This is a genomic window from Rhizobium sp. PEPV16, assembly GCF_008919455.1.
In the GTDB taxonomy this organism is placed as follows: Bacteria; Pseudomonadota; Alphaproteobacteria; order Rhizobiales; family Rhizobiaceae; genus Rhizobium; species Rhizobium leguminosarum_Q.
Window position 1 is genome coordinate 1 of sequence record NZ_VSZV01000302.1, and the last position, 21056, is coordinate 21056.

Here is a 21056-nt window from a genome sequence, read left to right on the forward strand (position 1 = left end):
CGATTACAACGCCTGGCGCAGCCGCCTGATCGATGGCCAGGCAAGCGCTGCGGATGAAGGCGGACAACTCCTGCAGCGTCATGGCTGTGTGGCCTGCCATTCGCTCCGTGGACTGCAGATCGCCGGCCAGACCGCCCCGGATCTCACCTTGATCGGCGCCCGCCTCTCGATCGGCGCAGGTGCGCTTGCCAACACGCCGGAGAACATCGCCCGCTTTATTCGCTCACCCTCATCGGTGAAACCGGGCGCGAAGATGCCCGCTTTCAACATGCTTCCTGAAGATGATATCGAAGAAATTGCCCGCTATCTCGGGGGGCTCGAATGACGGAACCCCTTGCTTCGGTCTCAACCGAAACATCCGCCGCCCAGGAAGCGGAACTTCGGCGCGTATGGGCCAATCCAAAAGGCTGGCGTTACTGGACCTCCGTCAACAACACTCAGATCGGCCTGTGGTATGGATCGGCCGCCTTCATCTTTATGCTGTTTGCCGGCATCCTTGCGCTGCTCATGCGCCTGCAACTGGCAGTCCCCGACAACGATTTTCTCTCCGCCGATCTCTTCAACCAGGCCTTCACGCTGCACGGCACCGTGATGATGTTCCTGTTTGCCGTTCCGATCTTCGAGGCCGTCGCAATCTTCCTCTTGCCCTCCATGCTCGGCGCGCGGGAGTTGCCGTTTCCGCGGCTTTCGGCTTTCGGCTTCTGGAGTTTTGCGCTCGGCGGCGTGTTCGTCTGCGGGTCGATATTTTTCGGGGCGGCGCCCAATGCGGGCTGGTTCATGTATCCGCCGCTTGCCACCGACAAACAATATTCCGGCATCGGCGCGGATATCTGGCTGCTCGGCCTTTCCTTCATCGAAGTGGCTTCCATCGCCGCAGCCGTCGAGCTCATCGTCGGCATCATGAAATGCCGGGCGCCGGGCATGCGGATCAACATGATGCCGCTCTTTGCCTGGTATCTGCTGATCGTGGCGGGCATGATCCTCTTCGCCTTTCCGCCGCTGATTGCCGGCGACATCCTGTTCGAGATGGAGCGGATGTTCGACTGGCCTTTCTTCGATGCAGCCCGTGGCGGCGATCCGCTGCTCTGGCAGCATCTGTTCTGGATTTTCGGCCACCCCGAGGTCTACATCATCTTCCTGCCCGCCATCGCGCTCATGGCGATGATCGTTCCGACCTTCGCGCAGCGTCCGATCGTCGGCTATTCCTGGATCGTACTGGCCGCTGTCGGCACGGGGTTCCTGAGCTTCGGGCTCTGGGTCCACCATATGTTCACCACTGGCCTGCCGCAGATTTCACTGGCCTTCTTTTCGGCGGCATCCGAGGCTGTCGCAATCCCGACCGGGGTGCAGATCTTTGTCTTCATTGCCACCATGCTGGCCGGCCGGGTGATCTTTTCCCTTCCCATGCTCTTTGGCGCCGGGGGACTGGCGATCTTCATCATTGGCGGGCTGACCGGCGTCATGGTGGCGCTCGCGCCCTTCGACTGGCAGGCGCATGACACCTATTTCGTCGTCGCCCATCTCCATTACGTGATGATCGGCGGCATGCTGTTTCCGGTGGTTGCCGGAATCTACTATTATTATCCGCTGGTGAACGCACAAAAACTTTCGGCTCGATGGGGCAAGATCGCCTTCTGGCTCATGTTCGTCGGTTTCAACACCGCCTTCTTCCCCATGCACCTGACCGGCCTGCGGGGCATGCCGCGGCGGGTCTTCACCTACCCGGCTGATGTCGGCTGGAACCTCCTGAACCTCGTCTCCACCATCGGCGCTTTCATCTTTGCCGCAGGCGTCACTATCATCGTCATCGATATTCTGCGTCCTAGACATCGCGAACCGAAAGGCGAAATGAACCCCTGGAATGCCGGAACGCTGGAGTGGATCAGCGAGCCGGAAGAAAATTGGGGCGTGCGGTCCATTCCGATCATCAAAAGCCGGTATCCGCTCTGGGACCAGCCGGAGCTGATCGACGGCATCAAGGCGGGCCGGTTCTATCTGCCGGACGCGGCCGACGGCCGGCGCGAAACGCTCGTGACGTCGGTTCTGGACGCCGAACCGTTGCAATGCCTGCGGGTCGGCGGCACTTCGCTTCTGACCATAATCTCCGCTTTGGCACTTGGCGGCGTGTTCATCGCATTGACCTTCCATTGGTGGATCTTGACGGCGGTATGCGCCGCCGTGACACTTGCCGCCGTCCTGATCTGGCTCTGGACCGGAACCGGCGAAATACCAAGCCAAAACCTCAGGGATATCGGCCTTGGCAAGCAGGTTCCCCTTTACGCCTCCGGCCCGGCTTCAGTCGGCTGGTGGGCGGTCTTCATCACCATGGCCGGAGACGGCACAGCCTATGCCAGCTTGATGTTCGGTTATTTTTTCTACTGGACGATCCATCCCGACTTTACGGCAGGATTGCCGGGTCCGGGTAGGCTCTGGCCGCTGGTGGCGGCCGCGCTATTTGCCCTTGCCTGGCTGGCCATGCTGTTTGCGCGATATATCAATTCGAAGGGCAGGATGGTATCCGCCCGCCTGTGCCTCCTCGCCTCCACGATCCTCACACTTGCCGCCTGCGCCGCCGGTCTGGCGGGTCCCTATCTGTACGACATGAAGCCGACGGCGCATGTCTATCCGGCGATCGTCTGGGTCATCGTGCTCTGGACGGTCCTTCATGGCCTCGTTGCCGTGATCATGCAGTTCTATTGTCTGGCGAGTAGTTTTGCGGGTCGTCTGACGGCGGAATATGACGCCGATCTGCACAATGTCGTGCTCTATTGGCACTTCCTGGTCATCACAGCCCTCGCCTCCTTCGGAGTGCTGGGCCTGTTTCCAGAGTTGAGGTGACGAGATGCGCCTGATTCCAAAAGAGGTGGAAACGCTCTGGACCCTGTTTACCGGGCCGGCCGTCTGGGCTCTGCACTTTCTTGTCTGCTATGTCGCGGCCGCCGTCTATTGCGCGAAAGCATCGGAGATCGCTTTCTCTTTCGGCATGCTCCGCTTTACCTTGTCCATTGTGACGGTTTTCGCGCTGCTTGCCATTCTCGGTGCCGCCTGGCTCGCCTGGCGGCAATGGGGCTTCGGCAGCGGCGATCCGCCCCATGACGAACCGACGAGGGAAGACCGGTTGCTGTTTCAGGGCTTTGCAACGTTGCTGCTGTCGGGCCTGAGTTTCGTCGCGGTCATCTTCGTATCGGTCCCGCTGGTTTTTATCGAGGCCTGCGCAAGATGAAGAACCTTGCTCTTGTCGCCGGCATCTTTGCCCTTTGTCTTGCGCTGGCGCTTCTTGCGACGAGTTGGAACGACGGATCGCTGACGGCGCATATGATCGTGCACATGACGACCGTCGCCATCGCAGCTCCGCTGCTGGCGATAGCCGTCAGCGGCAGGCGGCCCGATCCCGCCGTCCATCTCCCCTGGTTCGGGCCGCTACTCGCCTCGGTCGCCGAGCTCCTCGTCGTCTGGCTCTGGCATATGCCGGCGCTCCGTCGGCTGGCAGAAACGCGGCTTGATGCGATGCTTCTAGAACAGGCAAGCTTCCTTCTTGCCGGCATTCTGTTGTGGACCGCGTGTTTCCGGCGGCATGAGGAAGGCACCCAGCGGCTGGCGGGCATTATCGGCCTGCTCTTCACCTCGATCCACATGACGCTGCTCGGTGTCCTGCTGACACTTGCGCCCCGCCCGCTTTATGGGGTCGGGGATGTCACCTGTCTCGGCTTCGCGCTCAGCCGCGACACCGATCAGCAACTCGGCGGTGTCGTCATGCTCCTGGTCGGTGCAGCCTCCTACATGCTCGGCGCCATCATCCTGCTTGCCGACGTTCTTAAGCCCACGTCTTCGAGGGGCAGCCAATGCGGATAAGGTTGAGACGGATATCTGCCGGCGCCGCAGTACTTGCTGCAGCGAGCCTGTTCGTCGCCTGGGCCGGCATCATCGACATTCGTGCAAGCACCGGGCATTGGCGCGTCACGGACTGGTTCCTGCATTGGGTGATGCGGTCATCCGTGCGCACGGCAGCGCTCAGCGGGCATGCGCCACGGTTTACGGCGGCGATGCTGCCGCTTGCCGCAGGCCACTACGAAACCGGATGTGCGGGCTGCCATGGTTCACCGGCGATGCCGCGACCCGCCGCTGTCGAAAACATGCTTCCTCCTCCGCCCAACCTGCAGCATGTCAACGCGACATGGAATGATGCCGAGCTCTTCGAGATCGTCAAACATGGCGTGCGCTACACCGGCATGCCCGCCTGGCCGTCGATGGAGCGGGATGACGAGGTCTGGGCCATGGTCGCCTTCCTGCGGGAATATCCAAGCCTCGACCAAGCAGCCTATCAGCGGCTCGCCGGCTTTTCCGCGACGGCATCCCGGGACTTCGCTGCGATCGTGAAAAGCTGCGAAGGCTGCCATTCGCCGGCAGGCCCCGATGAAACCAGCCTCATTCCGCGCCTCACAGACCAATCGGAGACTTACCTTCGCGACAGTCTTGAGGCTTACGCGGCCGGCAAGCGTCCAAGCGGCGTCATGAAGGTTGCGCTCTCGCAGACATCGAGCGAAGACCGGAAAAAGCTGGCCAGCTATTTCGCCAGCCAGAGCGGACCCACTGAAGCAGGCCGGCCTTCGGAAATACTCTCTCGCGGCAAGCTCCTTGCGGAACGTGGTGACCGGACGCGTGGCATCGCAGCCTGCGCCGCCTGCCACGATGCTGCCGGTGTCAACGAGGCCTATCCACGCCTTGCCGGCCAACCGATACCCTATCTTGAAAACCAGCTCGGTCTTTTCCACAGCGGAAATCGTGGCGGCGGCGCCTATGCGGGTGTGATGACCAGGGCTGCTGCTGGTCTCAACGACGACGATATTCAGGCGCTCGCGGCCTACTACAGTGCGTTGTCCAAGGATTGAAGCTTTCCTGTGCGACGATGTTCGCCGGATTGCAAAAAGTAGATGATCACCCCCCGACCCTTCCTTTACACTTCCAAGGCAGATGGTAAGGGAATTCGATGGCTCGTCTTATTGGCGCAGATGAAGCGGCTCAATCGGAAAAGCGGATTGCAAAAGCCGATCGGCGGGAGGGCTTGGCGCGGGATGTTACGGCCATCAAGGTCGGCGACTGCCTGCTCGGTTACAAGGCCGTCCAGCGCCGCATGCGGGCCAGCCGTTGGAACCATTTCCGCGGCCGGATGTGCGAGATCGAAAAGTTGATCAGACATCGCCATGGAGAGATCGTGCCGGAGGCCGATGACGCCTTGATTTACGTCGAGGTGATCGCCGGCCTCGCCCTTGTCGAGTTCAAGGAAGAGTTTGTCGACGTGGTCCTCGGCTGGGCGGCGCGATGGCTTCCCTGGGCTAGGAAAGCCGAGATAGAGGAGATCATCTACGAGCGGACCAAGGTGCGCTTTTCTGACTTGTCGGCCGACGCGCTCGGCCATGCTCTGCACCTCAGCTACTCAGAACGGAGCGCCCTCGATATCCGCACAATCGGTGCATTCGATGTGCCGAAACAGAAACGAGCAAAACTTCAAAAGGAAAAGCGGCGGCAGCGGGACCGAAGCCGAAAAGAGGAGCAGCGCCGTGCCGCCGGCGCGCTTTCCAGAGCCGACTATCTCGCCAGTTCTTTCAGCCAAGTGCGCCCCTGGGAGGCTTTCGGCATCAGCCGCCGGACATGGGAACGCCGCGGTAAACCGATGCCGGATCCCGCGACGATATCGGTTTGTGGTTCGATCTCGCTTGCCGCCTAGAACAGGATGATTTTAGGCCTGTTCGGCCTAAAATCTGAATCCTGTTCTAAATTAAAGAGTTAGAGCATGATGTCGTCCGAAAACCGCTCACACTTTTCGGCATCATGCTCTAGGCAAGCGCTTTCGTCAGCTTTAGCCGGGTGGTCCGAACCAGCTATTCATCGCCTCCTGCAGACCATCCTGCGTCCTGTCACCCACCCACGCCACATATCCGTCGGGCCGGATCAACACTGCCGTTGGCGCGGAAACTAGGCCCAGCGCCGGCAGCTCCCATGCGCCGTCATATCCGGCGTCGACCAACTTGATGCGGTTTGACCAGGGCGCGATGTCGAAGCTGCCGGGCGCGTCGAGGTTCAAGAGCACCGGCCGCGCATCCTGGAGCAGCGTAAAGAGACGCAGAGGGCCATCAGGCGTGGTGACGTCGAGGTCGGGCATGCGGCGACCAAGCAGCGGATGCCCCTCGCCGAAATCGTAATGGATCGCCAATCCGGACATTTCGGCAGCGATGCGTCTGCGCGGTTCCTCCATGCCAAGCAGCTCCGTCACGACGTCACGCAGGGCTTCGGTGCGATCGTCGGTCCGCTGCAATGCCACCTGCGCCATCGTCATGCGCAACACGCGGGCGGCAACCGGATGCCGCTCGGCGTGATAGCTGTCGAGCAAGGCTTCAGGCGATCTTCCTTTCACCACCTGGGCCAGCTTCCAACCGAGATTGACTGCATCCTGCACACCCGTGTTCAGGCCCTGCCCGCCGACCGGAGAATGCACATGGGCGGCATCGCCGGCGAGGAGTACCCGGCCCTTGCGGTAGGCCGTCGCCTGCCTGGACATGTCGGTGAACCGGGAAATCCAGTTGACGCGATGGAGTCCGTAATCCGTTCCGAATGCGGCGATAAGCGCTTCCCTGAGATCGCTGAGCGTCGGTTCGGTCGTGGCGCCGGCATTCTTCTCCGGCACCATCACGCCGATCGGACCTTCCTTGGCAAAGACGATCTTGCCGTCGCGGATTTCATACTCCTCCCTGCCGAAGGCATAGATGCCAAGGGCCGTGCGATGGATGCCCAATGGCGGCTCCTCGTCCATCTCCACTTCGGCGAGAATGTTGCCGGTCGTCGGATCCCATCCTTCAAACGCAATGCCGGCAGCCTTGCGAACCAGACTGCGGCCTCCATCACACCCGACGAGATAGCAGGCCTTGAGCGAGGCGCCATCGGAGAGTTCGATGGCGACTCCGCTCTCGTCCTGCACAAAACCCGTTACCTCAAGGCTGCGATAGATCGGCACCGCCAGTTCGTCGACCCAGCCGGCCAGAATGCGCTCGATATGCTTCTGCCGCAGCGCCAGCCCGTAATTGTGCCGGGTCGGAAAATCGCTGATATCCAGACGCGTCACCGCAAAGCCCGTGACCTGGGCTATCTGCCCTTCCGCTAGGAACCGGCCGACGATGCCGCGCTGATCGAGAACCTCGAGCGTGCGTGCGCTCAGACCACCTGCACGCGTACCGGCAAGCTCCTGGTTGGGGCGGCGTTCGACAATGGCGACGTCGACGCCTGCCAAGGCCAGCTCGCCTGCCAGCATCAGGCCCGTCGGCCCTGCCCCGGATACCACGACTGCATGTTCCCTCATCCGCAAACTCCCTTATTTCCATTGTTCCAACGCAATATCTAAGGATTCCAGAGACCTAGCCTCACTGGCTTCCTCCCATCCAATCGGTCCTGCACAGCTGCCGATTTTTCTCTGTCGCAGGTTGTTCTCCCTATAAATATAAGCTCCATACTGGTTGGAAGGACTTGCGACAGGATTTCGGGCTTGCTCTCCAAAGCCATTTTCGTGGCCACTTGCGGGTCTCTCGCTGTGGAGCCCAGGCTTTTCAATATGACCTGACCGGGTGAGCGCCGGATCTGGCAGATGCCGTCCGGGGTCGTTTCTCTCGAAGGGGATCAATTAATTGCGGGACGACGTATCTCACTGCGGAGCCGGAGCTTTTTGCGGAATCGTATCGGCCGCTGGTCGCTCAGACGGATCGGCGGGATGGCCATAGATTGTGTACGCGGCACCAGCTAGAACGCCCAAGACGAGAAGAGCGAGCACGTACAACATCATGCCACGGATGGCCGTCTTCGGTGTCTTGTCCATCAGGATCTCCAGGATTGCTCAGCAGTCAAATTCCATGCGAGCGCTTTTGGTTCCGACGCAGAGGTTGTTCAAGTGAGCAGCCACTCACGGAACGATCAGGTCCGGATTTGGTTTACCCCACATCCTCATCGCTAGCGGAGGCCATCATGTGGGCAATCCTGATCGGAGCCGCTCTCATCATCGGCGGAGTTCTTTTTCTTTTTACGTCGGCGCTTGGTCGAAAACCGAGTAATCCGCATCGAATGCCGCAAGGCGGCACCACGCTGGAACCACGACGCCAAGGCCTTAGGTTCCTCGGGATATCCCAAAACTGGCCGGCGCTGGCCCTTATCGCGATCGGCGCCCTTCTCCTGGCTTTTGGCGGATATTCATGACATCCGACAGTCATCAATCACGTTAGTTCCTTCGGCAGCAAAAACCCGGCTTTCACCGGGTTTTTGTTCGGTCATTACCAAGTCTGGCATTACCAAGTCTGGCGACCGGTCCAGTCATCGATGTCGCGTTTAACACGGTCCTTTTCGATACCGTACCGCTCCTGGATCTTTCCTTCCAGCTGGTCGCGCTTGCCGGCGATCTGGTCAAGATCATCGTCAGTGAGTTTTCCCCACTGTTCCTTGATCTTGCCCTTCGCCTGCTTCCAGTTTCCTTCGATACGATTCCAATCCATGGTGGATTTCTCCTGTTGTTGATGAGGAGAAAACGGACCGCAGCGGAAGTTGGTTCCTGTGTCTGAGCCAATTTTACAAACCGTCGCGTTACCTGCATCGACGCGCGTAAACGACAGCCCAGGCCATGCGCGCAAGTGCTCGCCCGCAGTCGATCGCCATCGGCTTAATTCAGTGTTTGAGCAAATGAGCACCTATTGTGCCGACCATAGTGCGGAGATCATCTTTCGACCGTACCCCATGCTCGAACATGGAGATCAACTCTTGAGCTGCTTTGATTGCACTTGGGCTATCCTTGGAGCAGCAGCGAGCGGCGCACCATTCGTCATAGATGTCTTTGATCATTGTGAGGTCTTCTGGACCCAGAGCCGACTTTGAGCCGTGCATACCTTGAAACATCGCAATCCTCCCAGATGCTGACGTGACACGTAACCACAACGCACTGATTTTATGCCAACTTCTGGAGATTTCAATGTGCGATATAGGACAGTGCGAAAGTCAATTCCTGCGGCAAAGATGCAAGGCTCTGCCCGCGTCCAATCAAACCCACACCCCAATCAAGAAAATCGCAAACATTTTTTTTGAAACGATAATAGATGTGAAAATATTAATCTAAGCATGATGCAAATCATTTTCCCAGTGCTATACTATGTCAATGGGAGATGAACAATGTCACTCAATATATTCGTCAATCTCTACAATTTAGGCGGCCTTGACGCACTTAACGTTTCTCTGCGGAGCCTGTCGGATGAAGAAAGGCTTGGCGCATTACTCTCGCTTGAGAAGATCGGGTACGAAGTGATCTGGAATGCCCGGAGAAAGCCGGCTTCCGCATATGTGTGGAGCGGTCCGAGCGAACACTAGTTGTCAGATGGGACAAAGGCCCATCCGGAAGATTGCGATGAGACCTCACGAGCTTGTGTCTCCCTTCATTCGCTTAAAAAGCAGATGTTTCACCCTCCTATCGATCCAAAGGAAGTGAGGGCGGTCATGATCCGATCCAAGATAGCCGACACTCAAACCGTGTTGAGCGACGAAGAAGTTGCCCTCTGCCAGAGAGTCTTTGACCACATCAGCTCGGTGCGACAAATCACAACAGACACCGAGCGCGAAGATCTGGCTCAGCGGGTTATCCATTCGTACCAGCATGGGGTGAAGGACGAGGCCGCCTTAATGCGACTGTTGATCTAAAATCGCCGTGCTGAATCAGGCTAATAATGACAAACACTTATCGCTGCAAATCAGTTGGTGTTACTCTTATGGCCAAGGCTAGTCGGCCTGTGGGAATTCTCGAAATACCACCCCTCTTTCCGTGAAATTTATACCGGCGTTGCCAACTCGTTCATGATTACGAGAAGCGATGCTTCGTGAGGCTCGGGCTTGCGGCAGGTGTGGATAGGATCCCGTGACACACGATGTCCAAAGAGATGATGACTTCGTCGTGAACGCCAAAAATCAAGTTAAATCAGATGGCGTGGCGTTTAATGTGCTAAAATACTCTGTAGGCGGAGATGACACAAATCAGGGAGAAAAACGATGGCCGACTTAGGAGACCGCAAAAAGGCGATGGAGGATCAATACTTCCAAGACGCCGAGAGGTCCATCAAGCTCAAATCTCGGATGGACAGGCTTTTGGCGCAATGGATTGCAGGCCTCATTGGTCGGGATGATGTTGCGGGCTACGGCGCTGAAATCACTGATGCCCGCTTTAAAGGGGGTGGAGACGCCGGAGTTCTCTCGAAAGCTATATCGGATCTTCAAGCGGCTGGGCAGAACGTCAGCGAGCAGGACGTGGCAGCAAAGATGAGTGAATTTCTGGTCGAGGCCGCTGGGCAGCCTTGAGCCCGAAGCGCTCCTGCGCTGCGGGCGCGTTCCATACGGTATGCAGCCGTCGGCCTCACCAGCCGGCGGTTGTTTTACATGCCCATGTGTCATGTGCCAATCGTGTGCCGTAAAGTGCGTAAAAGGGCTCCAATCACTGACACCGTTTACACATAGATTGATATATCGCGCTATATCCTATTGAAACTAGCTAGTTATTTGTATTTATTTTTAGGTGTGACCAAATCTGCCGTCTGCACGGCTAAAGGTAGCGGCCGGGCGACCGTCCTATTTCAACTCTCAATCACTGGCGATCGCTTCTTTGATCAGCGGCACAGCCGACCCTCCTTTTGAGATTTTTAAGCTTTACGAACGAGGTGGGCAGTGCCACCAGGCACGTCGCCTGAGCGACGTATTCCCTCGTGTGATGCCGCGCATGTAGGTCGCCTTTGTTGGTCGCGCGAGCAACGACTTTCGTCACGCCTACCAAGTGCTTGCAGAATAAACGAGATCTGCTCACCAAGGCCCTCTTCAGCATTCCCGGCGTTTCGAATCCGCTCCTCGACGAGGACCGGGTGGTAAAAAGGCACGAACGCATTCATCGCACTTCGGGCAGCTATGGCTGCATCGATAACATTCAAATTGCCGGCGTCTGCCCCTTCTTCGATAATATTTTCGATGATCGCCACAAGACGAGCGCTATGGGCGCTAATAACTGGCCAGCTCTCCGCCGTTGCAGCGACGATCAAGTCATGGACCGGCTTCTCTTCAACGAAGTTCTTTCTTCTCTCCTCATGGAGCAGCTTGAAAAGACGTTCGAGCTTCTCGTAAGCCGGCGCCTCTTGCTGGGCGACTGCATCCGCCAACCGAGTAGCTTTCGCGATGAACCGGCCGCAGATCGACTTGTTGATCGCTGCCCTCGACGAGAAGAACCGGTAGATGTTGGCACTGCTCATTCCAAGGCAGGATGCGATATCTGCGACAGATGTCTTCTGGTAACCGATGCGGCGAAAATACTCTTCCGCCACATCGAGGATACGCTCGCGCCACATTTCGACTTCAGTGCCCGTGCGGCCCTGTGGGATCACGATACGTGGCACGGACGCCCCTATTCCGCGGCCAGCGCTATCGGCCGCGCCTGATGTTCGACCGCTTCCTCTTTCTCAACTGCTTTGGGTGGTTTGATCCGAAACCACACAGCATAGAGGGCCGGCAGGAAGAGCAGGATCATCACGGTGCCGGCCGCCGTTCCGCCGATCAGGGTATAGGCCATCGACCCCCAGAACACTGAGTGGGTCAGAGGTATGAATGCCAGGATCGCCGCGAGTGCAGTCAGGATAACAGGTCTTGTTCGCTGGACGGTCGCTTCGATCACGGCATGGTAGTCGTCGAGCCCCGCCGCCTGGTTCTCCTTGATCTGCTCTGTCAGGATAAGCGTGTTTCGCATCAGTATGCCTGCGAGCCCGATCAAGCCGAGGATAGCGTTGAAGCCGAAGGGTTGATTGAACAGCAGCAAGGTCGGAACCACCCCGGCAAGACCAAGCGGGGCGGTCAGCATCACCATTGTCATTGTCGAGAGACTGCGAACCTGCAGGATGATGATGATCAACATTGCAGCAATCATCAGCGGGAAAACCTGCGCAAGCGCAACATTGGCTTTCAATGACTCCTCGATGTTGCCGCCCATTTCGATACGGTATCCAACGGGAAGCGATGCGATCAGCGGCTGGAGGGCCTTCATTACCTGTTGCGAAACCTCCGGTGGCTGCGTCGCCTCGTTGATATCAGACCTTATAGTGATGACCGGGGTCCGGTCACGACGCTTCAAGATCGGCTCTTCGAACCGGATCTCGGAATGCCCGACCTGATCGAGGGGAACCTGGCGGCCATCCCGGCTCATCAGCGAAAAGTCGGCAAGTCGTGACGGGTCGAGGCGGTTTTCGCCAGCACTTCGAGCAACGACAGGCACGTTGCGGATGTTGTCGCGCACCTGCGTGACAGGGATGCCGGTGAGCAGCATCTGCATCTGCTGGGCAGCCTCCGATGGAGAAAGACCAATCAGATTGAGCCTTTCCTGGTCGGGGACAAATCGCAGAACAGGTGTTCGGTTGCCCCAGTCACGGTTGGCTTGGCGGACATCGGGAACGGTCTTCATGATCGCCAGAGCCTGCTCGGAAATCTTATAGAGTTCATCCTGATCGGGCCCCATGATCCGGAACTCGACCGGGAACGGCGTGTACGGACCAAACACGAGCTGGGTGACGCGCACAGAAGCTTCGGGAACAAGACCCTCCGAAATAGCGGCACGAAGGCGGTGCTTCAGTTCTTCGCGCGCATGGGCGTCCGGCGTGAGAACGACGACCTTGGCGAAGGCGGGATCCGGCAATTCCGGTGCCATAGCAAAGAAGAACCGGGGTGCGCCCTGCCCTACGTAACTTGTGAGGATATTGGTCTCGGGCTGGGTCTGTAGCCAGTCTTCAACCTTCTTCACCGCGAATGTCGTCGCCTCGATGCTGGTGCCCTCGGGCATACGCACTTCAACCAGTACCTCCGGGCGATCCGATGTCGGGAAGAATTGCTGTTTCACGCCGCCCATCCCAACAACCGAAACCGCCATGGTGATGCCTACCACGGCGCAGACCATGAACTTATGGCGGACAGCGAACTCGATGACGGAACGCAGACGACGGTAATTCGGCGTGTCATAGATGGCGTGATGACCGCCCTCGACCGGCTTGATGTTCGGCAGCATCTTGACCCCAAGGTAGGGGGTGAAGGTAACAGCCACGATCCAGGATACGATCAGGGCAAAACCGACGACCCAGAAGATGTTACCGGCATATTCGCCGGCCGTTGACTTTGCGAACCCCACGGGCATCAGCCCGATGATCGTCACCAGCGTGCCCGACAGCATTGGCGCCGCAGTATGGCTCCAGGCATAGGCGGCCGCCTTGATGCGGTCCATGCCCTCTTCCATCTTCACGACCATCACCTCGATGGCGATGATGGCATCGTCCACAAGAAGTCCCAGCGCAAGGATCAAAGCGCCGAGCGTGATGCGGTCGAAGAACCGCCCGGTTTCCAGCATGATGAGGAAGACCACGGCAAGTGTAAGCGGCACAGCAAGCGCAACGACAATGCCGACGCGCCAGCCGAGTGCGACTAGACTTACGAACAGCACGACGCCAAGCGCCATGGCGAACTTGAGCATGAACTCGCCGACGGCCTCATCGATATTGACAGCCTGATCGCTGACCTTGGTGAGCGTCATCCCCAGCGGCAGTGTCTCCGCGATCGCGGCGGATCGAGCCTCAAGCGCTTTTCCGAGATCAAGTCCGTTCCATCCCGCCTGCATTACGGCACCCAACATAATTGTTGGCTCGCCTTCATGGCGGATAATGTAGGTGGCAGGATCTTGATAACCGCGCCGCACATCCGCGATATCGGAGAGTTTCAAAGTCCGTCCAGTGGCCACGATCGGCGTGTCGGCAACGGCCTGCACACTGTTGTAAGCTCCGTCGAACCGGATGAAGACCTGTGGCCCCCGTGTGTCAATCGAGCCGGCGGGTGTGACTGTGTTCTGTCGCTGCAAAGCAGCAGCGATATCCTGCGCCGATATGCCGAGTGTCGCGAGCTTCTCGTAGGAGAACTCGACGAAAATCTGTTCGGGACGTTCCCCGACGATGTTGATTTTCTTGATGCCAGGAACATGCAGCAGATCCTGCCGGATGACCTCTGCCTGCCGCACGAGATCGCGCATCGGCAGTCCCTTTGCCTTCAATGCATAGAGACCGAAGCTCACATCGGAGTATTCATCGTTGACGAATGGCCCCATGACGCCCGGAGGGAGATTGCGGGCTTCGTCACCAAGCTTCTTGCGCGCCTGATAGAATTCTTCTGCCACGGCACTTGCCGGGGTGTTATCCTTGAGGGTGACCGTCAGGAAGGCGTAGCCCGGTCGGGTTGTCGTCTCGACGCGGTCGTACCATGTGAGTTCCTGAATGCGCTTTTCAAGCGGCTCGGCGACAAGGTCCTGCATTTCACGGGCAGTGGCACCTGGCCAGACCGAAGTAACAGTTAAGGTCTTGATTGTGAAAGACGGATCTTCGGCGCGCCCCAGCTTGACGAAGGCATAGGCGCCCGCGGCGGCCAGCAGCACAATAAAGAACAGGGTGATGGCACGTTCGCGAACGGCGATGGCTGACAGATTGAAGTTCATTGTTTTTTCACCTCTTGCTGCGAGGCAATCCTGATGACCGCGCCGTCGGCGAGGAGATGCGCGCCCAGTGCTACAACCTGCTCTCCAGTTCCAATTCCCGTGACGAATGCCATCTCCTCGCCAATCTGCTGAACTTTGACCGGGGTGAACTTCACCGTTGATGTTGTGCCGTTGACGACCCACACTCCGGTGCGACTGCCGTCATCCAGAATTGCGCCCACTGGTATAGCGACCTCCGACTGGCGGTCAGCATCGAGAATTCTAATCGTCACTGTCGAGCCAAGTGGGGCGGAAGCCGCATCGCCTTCGAGAACATAACGCGCCTCGTAGGTACGGGTTTGCGGATCGGCGGAATCCGAGATCTGCCGAAGTTTGGCCCTTCCGCTTAGACTTCTGCCTCCATAGACGCTGGTCTGCGCTTCGGAGCCAATCTTGGGCCGCAGAGTCTCCGTAAGCCAGACAACAGCCTCGCGCGGGCCCGCCTGCGCCAGTTGAACGACGGTCTGGCCCGCTGCCACGACTTGTCCCGGATCTCCAAGGGTCTGGGTTATGGTTCCATCAGCGTCGGCAACAAGAAGCGTGTATGCAGTCCCATTTTCAGCCACTTTGGCGTCGGCTTCTGCCGCAGCAAGCTGAGCAGAGGCTGTGTCGAGCGCTGCTTTTGCCTGTTCATAACGCTGCGGAGTAGCTGCCAAGCCATTTTTTACCAGCGCCGCATAGCGCTTTTCGTCTGCTTGCGCCTGGACCAAAACAGCGCGTGCTGCGGTAACGGTATTACGCTTTGCTGTCAGTGCGAGTTGGAGATCGGTCTCGTCAATGCGCAACAGCGCCTGGCCTTGCCTCACCTGCTGCCCCACGTCGACCATCCTCTCGACGATTTTGCCGGGAACACGAAAACCAAGGTTGCTTTGTACCCGGGAAGCGACCGTGCCTGTGAAAGAGCGTTCAGCCGCACCGGTGGTGGTTGCCTCCACCATTCTTACGAGTGGTGACGCTGTTCTTGGATCAGCGGCCACCGCTTCCTGCTTGGTGGGTTCAAAAACCACGAAAAAGGCCCCGGCTGCGCCGGCCGCTGCCACGAGACCTACGAAAGTCAGGACAAGTTTGCGTTTCATTTTGAGTTTCTCTTCTTGACGGGCGACATGGATTATTTAGATTGCGATCTAAATCTATTTTTGTTATAGATGTCAAACAAAATCTAATCGGAGGTCGATATGAGAGTGAGCCGGGCACAGGCTGAGGAGAACCGCGAAACGGTGATCAACGTCGCAAGCCGTCTGTTCCGAGAACATGGCTTCGATGGAATTGGGCTAAAGGATCTGATGAAAGGGGCCGGCCTGACCCAGGGAGGTTTCTACAAGCAGTTCGCGTCGAAGGACGACCTCGCCGCACTAGCATCGCGGCGTGCGATGGAAAGCGCGACACGGAGGTGGTCTACAGCGGCTGCAAACAGCTCCGATCCCCTTGAGGCAGTCATGGCGTTCTACCTTTCATCGGACCACAGAGGCGAAAAGTCAGAAGGCTGCCCACTTGTGGCGCTGGGATCGGACGCGGCTCGCCAGAGCAAAGAGGTCAGGCGCCCATTTGAAGACGGGATCCGGGCTCACTTCGAGGTTCTGGATGAACTGATGACCAGCGACACGAGTTCTAGTCCCAGCGGCAGGGCGATGGCCATACTGTCTCTCATGGTGGGCGCCGTTACGCTGTCGCGGATCATGGAAGACGAGAACCTTTCACGAGACATCCTTAACGCAGCGGCTGGCGAAGTCAGGCGCATTGCGCGCGGCGACGACGTCGCTGAAGGCTAAGCCGGGTTCTATGACCTGGCGCAAAAGTGCCGAAGTTTAGCCTCCCGCCCTGGCAAGGTGAGTGTGTCCTAAGGCTCCGGCATAAGCCGCATGTTCAGAGAACAGGCTCTTACCGCATCATCGAGGGCGTTATACGTGCCAGGGTCTCATACGGTGAGCAACTGCGGTCGGAATAGGACGTCAATCGTGCATGAGAAGTCATACCGCCACCGTAACCGAATGCGGTGGAACCCGGGCGCACGCCACCTTGTTTGAAGGCTATGCAGACCAGATTCCGCCGGAGATTTTACTTAGTTCACCTTGGTAGCGGGAACGTCGACCGCCGGAGTTCGGTAGACATGGCCGGCCAGAAAAGGCGGCTACCTTGGGCTCGAAACCAACCGCAAGGTCAACTTCCGGCGTAGTCCAGAAGTGACCGGAAAAGGCCTCCGCTTTAGTCTCGAAGTACTCCGCAAAATCGAGCACATCGTTGTCCGTGAGTGCCGGGCCGGTGGCTGAAATGACATAGTCTTCACGTTTTCCGGCCGTCGCAGTGACGGTGCCCGCATCGAAGTCGACAAGCCGAAGGCCGTCTTCGCACCCTTCACGCCTATAATCATCGTCTTCTCCTCTAAAGATAATTTGGATAAGGCGATTGCGAAATTCAGTTCTGCCGTTAACCTGGAAAACATAGCATAACGTTTTCCACGCATTGTTGAATTTCATAGCACATTGAGACAAAGTGCCACCGCGAAGATACGGTTTGCGACTTCTGCTGGTGCAATACGCACACTGCACTTTCATGCAGGCGCAGAAACATGTGATGACTTAAAGGGCAAAATGGCGCTTGTTCTGAAGACCTTCGGTAGGTTGCAGCTCGTTGACGAGGCCGGGAATGTGGTCGCGTTTCCTGAGAAAGGCCTGCTGCTTCTCGCCTATTTACTCACGACCGATCAAGGTTGCGCGGATCGAACAACATTGGTGAGCTTTCTGTGGGGCGAGGCCGATAGGGACAATACGCTTGCGACTTTGCGTAAGTTGATTTCGAGAATGAAGGCCCGTCAAATTGAACTCGGGATAAATATCCTTTCATCCGAGGGCAACATGGTCACCGTCGACCGGGAGTCTCTGTCTTCCGATATTCTGCTGTCCGGGACGGAGGAAGAGGTTGAACCGTTCTCCCGGCTTAAGCTTCTCGTGAAGCTCATGAACCAGCCTTTTCTGGAGTCGGTTCACAGTCATAGCCGTCGGTTTCAACTGTGGCTTGCCGAGCGCGAAATTAGCCACATCGCACTTCTCGGAAATACGTTGAGAGCGGCGTCCCGACTGGCGCAATCGCCGACGGAATCCGAACTCCTGAGGAAGGCTGCAGTTATCCTATTTCGGGCGGAGCCGAAGGATCCCGATACGCTGCAAATGCTCATAGAGATATTCCAGGCGGAAGACGAGGTTGCGTCCCTTCGGAACCATTTTGAACAGCGGCGGAATGCGATTTTGCGAGGGACCGCAGCGCGCACCAGACCCGACGGTGACGCCATATCCCTCCGTCCGACATCATCGCCTTCGAAGCCGAAACTCGAGACCGCTTTTCCCCTTGAGCCGCAAGATATCCGGATTGCAATTCCTCGCCTGGTGCTGCTTCCGCCCAAGAACCAATCCGCCCGACCCCAAGTCGGTTTTCTAGCCGCGTCTTTGGTCGAAGATATCACAATCGGATTTTGCGCCTTCAACAGCCTGGAGGTCATAGCCCCCTATTCGGCGGTTCAAATCGGCCACCACGTGGAGACGCAGAAGGCCTTCTTTGAACGTCATCACGTCAATTATATTCTCGATACCCGGATCAGCAATACGGGCGATGAAGTCACCCTGTTCGCCCAACTGATCTTTTTCGACCAAAATCAAATTGTTTGGGCGGAAAGATTCAGCCTTGATCATATGGATCTCGTCAAAGATCGGAGAACTGTCGCCCGACGGATCGCGCTCTCCGTGTCCAGTGAAATCGAGCGCCATGAGGCATTGCGCGAAGATCTAAACCCGATCGCTTACCATCGATATCTTGTCGGCAGGCGGCACCTGGCACGGTTGACGCTTCCGAATCTGCGGCGTGCGCGCAAGGAAATGAAAGCCGCACTCAGCGTCAGCCCCGGTTTCGCGCCGGCGCTGAGTTCGATGGCGCGGACCTACTCCAAGGAATGGTTGCTGACGGCCCGAGGTGATATCGAGCTTTTGCAAACGGCGGAGAGCTTGGCTAAGCAGGCCACCGAGACACGTCCGGACTTCGCCGATGGGTATCGCGAGTTCGGGGTCGCCAAACTGTTGCAGGGGGCGTTTGACGAAAGCGCCGAGGCAATGGAAGTGGCGGAGAGCCTTGCTCCGCACTACGCCGACGTGATTGCCGACTACGCTGACACGTTGGTTCATTGTTCGCTTCCCGCCATGGCCTTGCGAAAGATCGAGCGGGCAATTGAATTGAACCCGCTCGGTCCCGATACCTATTTCTGGACCGGTGCGGGAGCAAACTATGCGCTCGGCGAATTCGAAGCTTCGCTGGACTACATTGGGCAGATGGCCGATCCCAATTTGGCGGACAGGCTGTCCGCCGCGAACTGGGCCATGTTGGGCCGTCAGGACAAGGCGCGGGTCTTCGTACGGAGGTTTCGCGAAGGCAATCCGGACTTCGATGTGGACAAGTGGTTGTCCGCGGTTCCAAGTAAAGAGCAATGGCATAAAGATCTTTATCGTGAAGGCCTGAAGAAAGCTGGATTCTAAACATCAATCGTTGGAGGGAATAACATGGCTACAGTTGTTGTTATTAGTGTTGACGGCCGAGACGAACTCTGGATCGCTGATCTGGACAACGGCACCGTCGTACCGCTCCCGGAGCCCAAATCGGGCGGCCTGAAAGTGGTGACAGACCTTCGCGCGACCGGGACAACCTTGACGAAGGGCGTGAATATCGCCGTGGTTGTTAAGTCTGCCGAGGCGGCACTTTCGGGCCACTATGATGGCTGAATGCCTATAACACTTGGGGGACAAGCTGGACGGCGGCGGAGATTACTGCTCGCCGTCCGCACCAAACAGGCCGCACAGGGCATAGTCACGGCGCACCCGCCCCCGGCGGCATGCCGGCCCGAGGTATGCGCCGCGGGTGACTTACGGCCTAAAGCGCGTCGCGATCTTTCAGATTCGCTTGTCGCGCTTTAGGTCTTTGTTTTTACGCATGTCGTTGTCGCAAAACCGCTGCACACTTTTTGCGCGACATGCTTTAGTCGGCCGCAGCCAACCTTTTCGGCCGCCGTACATTAAGTGGCACATATTCCCGAACGAACTGCTTGGCAGCGTCGGCAAAGGTTCTTTCCTGCTTCAGCTGAGCCACCCGGCTTTTGCCCCGGAGTTCAAGATACCAGTCCTCGGCAAACTCCTTGGCCAGCGCAAGACTGTCCGTTTTGGTGCTCACGCGCCACTCCCGGCCCTCCAAATAGGTGGAGGCATTGCCACAGGGAGCTCTGGGCGCGACGATAGATTCGAACCTTGTCGCCGAATACCGTATGCGAGGTCACTTTACCCTCCCGGACTGTGCGAGACATGTGTGAGGGTATTGTAGCCGATATTTAGGCCAATCCAAGGCTTTAAGCCATTGAAATCGTTGGTGAGAGCGTCGGGGTTCGAACCCGAGACCTACTGATTAAAAGTCAGTTGCTCTACCAGCTGAGCTACGCTCTCCCTCTCCGCGGGTGTGCCCACCCCGGCTGGAAGTGGGCGGAACATAGGCAGGCGACCCATTGCGGTCAACCGAAAAATTTGCCTTTTTCCGCACCCGGCACATTTCTTGCGCGCGCCAAGACAAATGTCTTGCTTGCAAAGACAGATTTCTTGCGAGAGCGGAGACAGATTTCTTGCGCGCGCAAAAAGGTGATTGGCAATCCCCGGCCCGCAAAGCTAGGAACATCACGCAGATTGCAGCCGGAGAGAATGCGTGTCGATTGCCGATATTTCCCTGTGGAGCGCGCTGATTGCCGGGGCGCTTTCCTTCCTGTCGCCCTGCGTGCTTCCCCTCGTCCCGCCCTATCTCTGTTACATGGCCGGCATTTCAGTCGAGCAGTTTCGCGGGGGCGGTGCGGTTGTGGTGGCGCCGGACGTCAGGCGCGGCGTGTTCTTCTCCGCACTGCTCTTCACGCTCGGCTTTGCCACCGTCTTCGTGGCGCTCGGCGCCGGTGCTTCCAGCATCGGCATGGCGCTTCGCCAGCATCTCGACCTCCTGTCGAAGATCGGCGGGCTGATCATCATCGTCATGGGATTGAACTTCCTTGGCCTCTTTCGAATCGGAGTGCTGGCGCGTGAGGCGCGCTTCCAGGGCAGCGGCAAGCCGGCGACGCTGACGGGCGCCTATATTATGGGCCTTGCCTTCGCATTCGGCTGGACGCCCTGCATCGGCCCGGTGCTCGGCGCCATCCTCGGCGTTGCCGCCTCGCGCGAGACGGTCGGCTCCGGTGCCGGGCTGCTCGCCATCTATTCGCTCGGCCTTGCCATCCCCTTCTGGATCGCAGCCGGCTTTTCCGGCGCCTTCATGCGCTTCCTGTCGCGCTTCCGCCGGCATCTCGGCACGGTGGAAAAGGTGATGGGTCTGTTCCTCGTGCTGACCGGCCTCGCCTTCCTCTTCGGATGGGTCAGCAATGTGGCGATCTGGTTCCAGCAGACCTTTC

At 58.1% G+C, this 21056-nt stretch carries 23 protein-coding genes and 1 tRNA gene; 14 read left to right on the plus strand and 10 right to left on the minus strand.

Features of this window, described 5'->3' with window-relative positions:
- The 6 genes from FY112_RS15600 to FY112_RS15625 form a co-directional block, all read left to right on the plus strand.
- Positions 1-325, plus strand: a 325-nt coding sequence (locus FY112_RS15600; protein ID WP_151518790.1) for a cytochrome c, incomplete at its 5' end; no start/stop codon positions are given.
- Positions 322-2838 carry a cytochrome c oxidase subunit I gene (ctaD, locus tag FY112_RS15605; protein WP_151518791.1) on the plus strand — a complete coding sequence of 839 codons (2517 nt, stop codon included), beginning with the start codon at positions 322-324 and terminating at the stop codon, positions 2836-2838. The genes FY112_RS15600 and ctaD, both read left to right, overlap by 4 nt.
- 4 nt (positions 2839-2842) lie before the next feature.
- On the plus strand, positions 2843-3223 hold the full coding sequence (locus FY112_RS15610) for a hypothetical protein (protein ID WP_151518792.1): 381 nt from the start codon (positions 2843-2845) through the stop codon (positions 3221-3223).
- On the plus strand, positions 3220-3852 hold the full coding sequence (locus FY112_RS15615; RefSeq protein WP_017960355.1) for a cytochrome c oxidase assembly protein: 633 nt from the start codon (positions 3220-3222) through the stop codon (positions 3850-3852). Before FY112_RS15610 ends, FY112_RS15615 begins: the two co-directional genes overlap by 4 nt.
- Positions 3843-4889, plus strand: coding sequence for a c-type cytochrome (locus FY112_RS15620; protein ID WP_151518793.1), 1047 nt, complete (start codon positions 3843-3845; stop codon positions 4887-4889). The genes FY112_RS15615 and FY112_RS15620 overlap by 10 nt, the downstream gene beginning before the upstream one ends.
- 98 nt (positions 4890-4987) lie before the next feature.
- On the plus strand, positions 4988-5725 hold the full coding sequence (locus FY112_RS15625) for a hypothetical protein (RefSeq protein ID WP_151518794.1): 738 nt from the start codon (positions 4988-4990) through the stop codon (positions 5723-5725).
- A gap of 132 nt (positions 5726-5857) precedes the next feature.
- Here FY112_RS15625 and FY112_RS15630 read toward each other — a convergent pair whose 3' ends face one another.
- Positions 5858-7351 carry an FAD-dependent monooxygenase gene (locus FY112_RS15630; RefSeq protein WP_151518795.1) on the minus strand — a complete coding sequence of 498 codons (1494 nt, stop codon included), beginning with the start codon at positions 7349-7351 and terminating at the stop codon, positions 5858-5860.
- A gap of 339 nt (positions 7352-7690) precedes the next feature.
- Complete coding sequence (locus FY112_RS36765; RefSeq protein WP_168275203.1) at positions 7691-7861, minus strand: hypothetical protein; 171 nt, start codon at positions 7859-7861, stop codon at positions 7691-7693.
- Between the two features lie 146 nt (positions 7862-8007).
- On the opposite strand from FY112_RS36765, the gene FY112_RS15635 reads away from it, so the two are divergent.
- Positions 8008-8235, plus strand: a complete 228-nt coding sequence (locus FY112_RS15635; RefSeq protein WP_151518796.1) for a hypothetical protein — start codon at positions 8008-8010, stop codon at positions 8233-8235.
- Positions 8236-8324: 89 nt separating this feature from the next.
- On the opposite strand, the gene FY112_RS15640 is transcribed toward FY112_RS15635, so the two are convergent.
- Positions 8325-8528, minus strand: a complete 204-nt coding sequence (locus FY112_RS15640) for a CsbD family protein (protein ID WP_151518806.1) — start codon at positions 8526-8528, stop codon at positions 8325-8327.
- Between the two features lie 169 nt (positions 8529-8697).
- The gene (locus FY112_RS15645) at positions 8698-8871 is read right to left on the minus strand and encodes a hypothetical protein (RefSeq protein ID WP_231283788.1); all 174 of its coding nucleotides are present in this window, start codon (positions 8869-8871) and stop codon (positions 8698-8700) included.
- A gap of 324 nt (positions 8872-9195) precedes the next feature.
- Here FY112_RS15645 and FY112_RS15650 point away from each other — a divergent pair, with 324 nt between their 5' ends.
- From FY112_RS15650 to FY112_RS15660, 3 genes are all read left to right on the plus strand, one after another.
- The gene (locus tag FY112_RS15650; RefSeq protein WP_017960347.1) at positions 9196-9390 is read left to right on the plus strand and encodes a hypothetical protein; all 195 of its coding nucleotides are present in this window, start codon (positions 9196-9198) and stop codon (positions 9388-9390) included.
- Between the two features lie 126 nt (positions 9391-9516).
- Positions 9517-9717, plus strand: a complete 201-nt coding sequence (locus FY112_RS37820; protein WP_131709059.1) for a hypothetical protein — start codon at positions 9517-9519, stop codon at positions 9715-9717.
- Positions 9718-10062: 345 nt separating this feature from the next.
- The gene (locus FY112_RS15660; protein WP_017960345.1) at positions 10063-10368 is read left to right on the plus strand and encodes an ATPase inhibitor subunit zeta; all 306 of its coding nucleotides are present in this window, start codon (positions 10063-10065) and stop codon (positions 10366-10368) included.
- Between the two features lie 338 nt (positions 10369-10706).
- Here FY112_RS15660 and FY112_RS15665 read toward each other — a convergent pair whose 3' ends face one another.
- From FY112_RS15665 to FY112_RS15675, 3 genes are read right to left on the minus strand one after another with little or no spacing between them, the layout of a single operon-like run.
- Positions 10707-11447 carry a TetR/AcrR family transcriptional regulator gene (locus tag FY112_RS15665; protein WP_246700688.1) on the minus strand — a complete coding sequence of 247 codons (741 nt, stop codon included), beginning with the start codon at positions 11445-11447 and terminating at the stop codon, positions 10707-10709.
- A gap of 8 nt (positions 11448-11455) precedes the next feature.
- Complete coding sequence (locus FY112_RS15670) at positions 11456-14566, minus strand: efflux RND transporter permease subunit (protein WP_151518807.1); 3111 nt, start codon at positions 14564-14566, stop codon at positions 11456-11458.
- Entirely contained in the window at positions 14563-15681 is a 1119-nt protein-coding gene (locus FY112_RS15675) for an efflux RND transporter periplasmic adaptor subunit (RefSeq protein ID WP_151518797.1), read from the minus strand. The genes FY112_RS15670 and FY112_RS15675 overlap by 4 nt, the downstream gene beginning before the upstream one ends.
- 99 nt (positions 15682-15780) lie before the next feature.
- Here FY112_RS15675 and FY112_RS15680 point away from each other — a divergent pair, with 99 nt between their 5' ends.
- On the plus strand, positions 15781-16374 hold the full coding sequence (locus tag FY112_RS15680; protein ID WP_151518798.1) for a TetR/AcrR family transcriptional regulator: 594 nt from the start codon (positions 15781-15783) through the stop codon (positions 16372-16374).
- A 258-nt stretch (positions 16375-16632) separates the two neighbouring features.
- On the opposite strand, the gene FY112_RS15685 is transcribed toward FY112_RS15680, so the two are convergent.
- On the minus strand, positions 16633-17079 hold the full coding sequence (locus tag FY112_RS15685; protein WP_151518799.1) for a hypothetical protein: 447 nt from the start codon (positions 17077-17079) through the stop codon (positions 16633-16635).
- A 114-nt stretch (positions 17080-17193) separates the two neighbouring features.
- Between FY112_RS15685 and FY112_RS15690 the strand changes: the two genes are divergently transcribed.
- A complete protein-coding gene (locus FY112_RS15690) occupies positions 17194-19122 on the plus strand; it encodes a hypothetical protein (RefSeq protein WP_151518800.1) in 1929 nt (642 codons plus the stop codon).
- Between the two features lie 24 nt (positions 19123-19146).
- Positions 19147-19365, plus strand: coding sequence for a hypothetical protein (locus FY112_RS15695; RefSeq protein ID WP_017960338.1), 219 nt, complete (start codon positions 19147-19149; stop codon positions 19363-19365).
- A 253-nt stretch (positions 19366-19618) separates the two neighbouring features.
- Here the strand turns inward: FY112_RS15695 and FY112_RS37825 are convergent, their stop codons facing one another.
- On the minus strand, positions 19619-19810 hold the full coding sequence (locus FY112_RS37825; RefSeq protein ID WP_246700689.1) for a hypothetical protein: 192 nt from the start codon (positions 19808-19810) through the stop codon (positions 19619-19621).
- Between the two features lie 190 nt (positions 19811-20000).
- Positions 20001-20076 (minus strand) — tRNA-Lys (locus FY112_RS15705).
- Between the two features lie 253 nt (positions 20077-20329).
- On the opposite strand from FY112_RS15705, the gene FY112_RS15710 reads away from it, so the two are divergent.
- A partial coding sequence (locus FY112_RS15710) for a cytochrome c biogenesis CcdA family protein (RefSeq protein ID WP_151518809.1) occupies positions 20330-21056 on the plus strand: 727 nt, incomplete at its 3' end.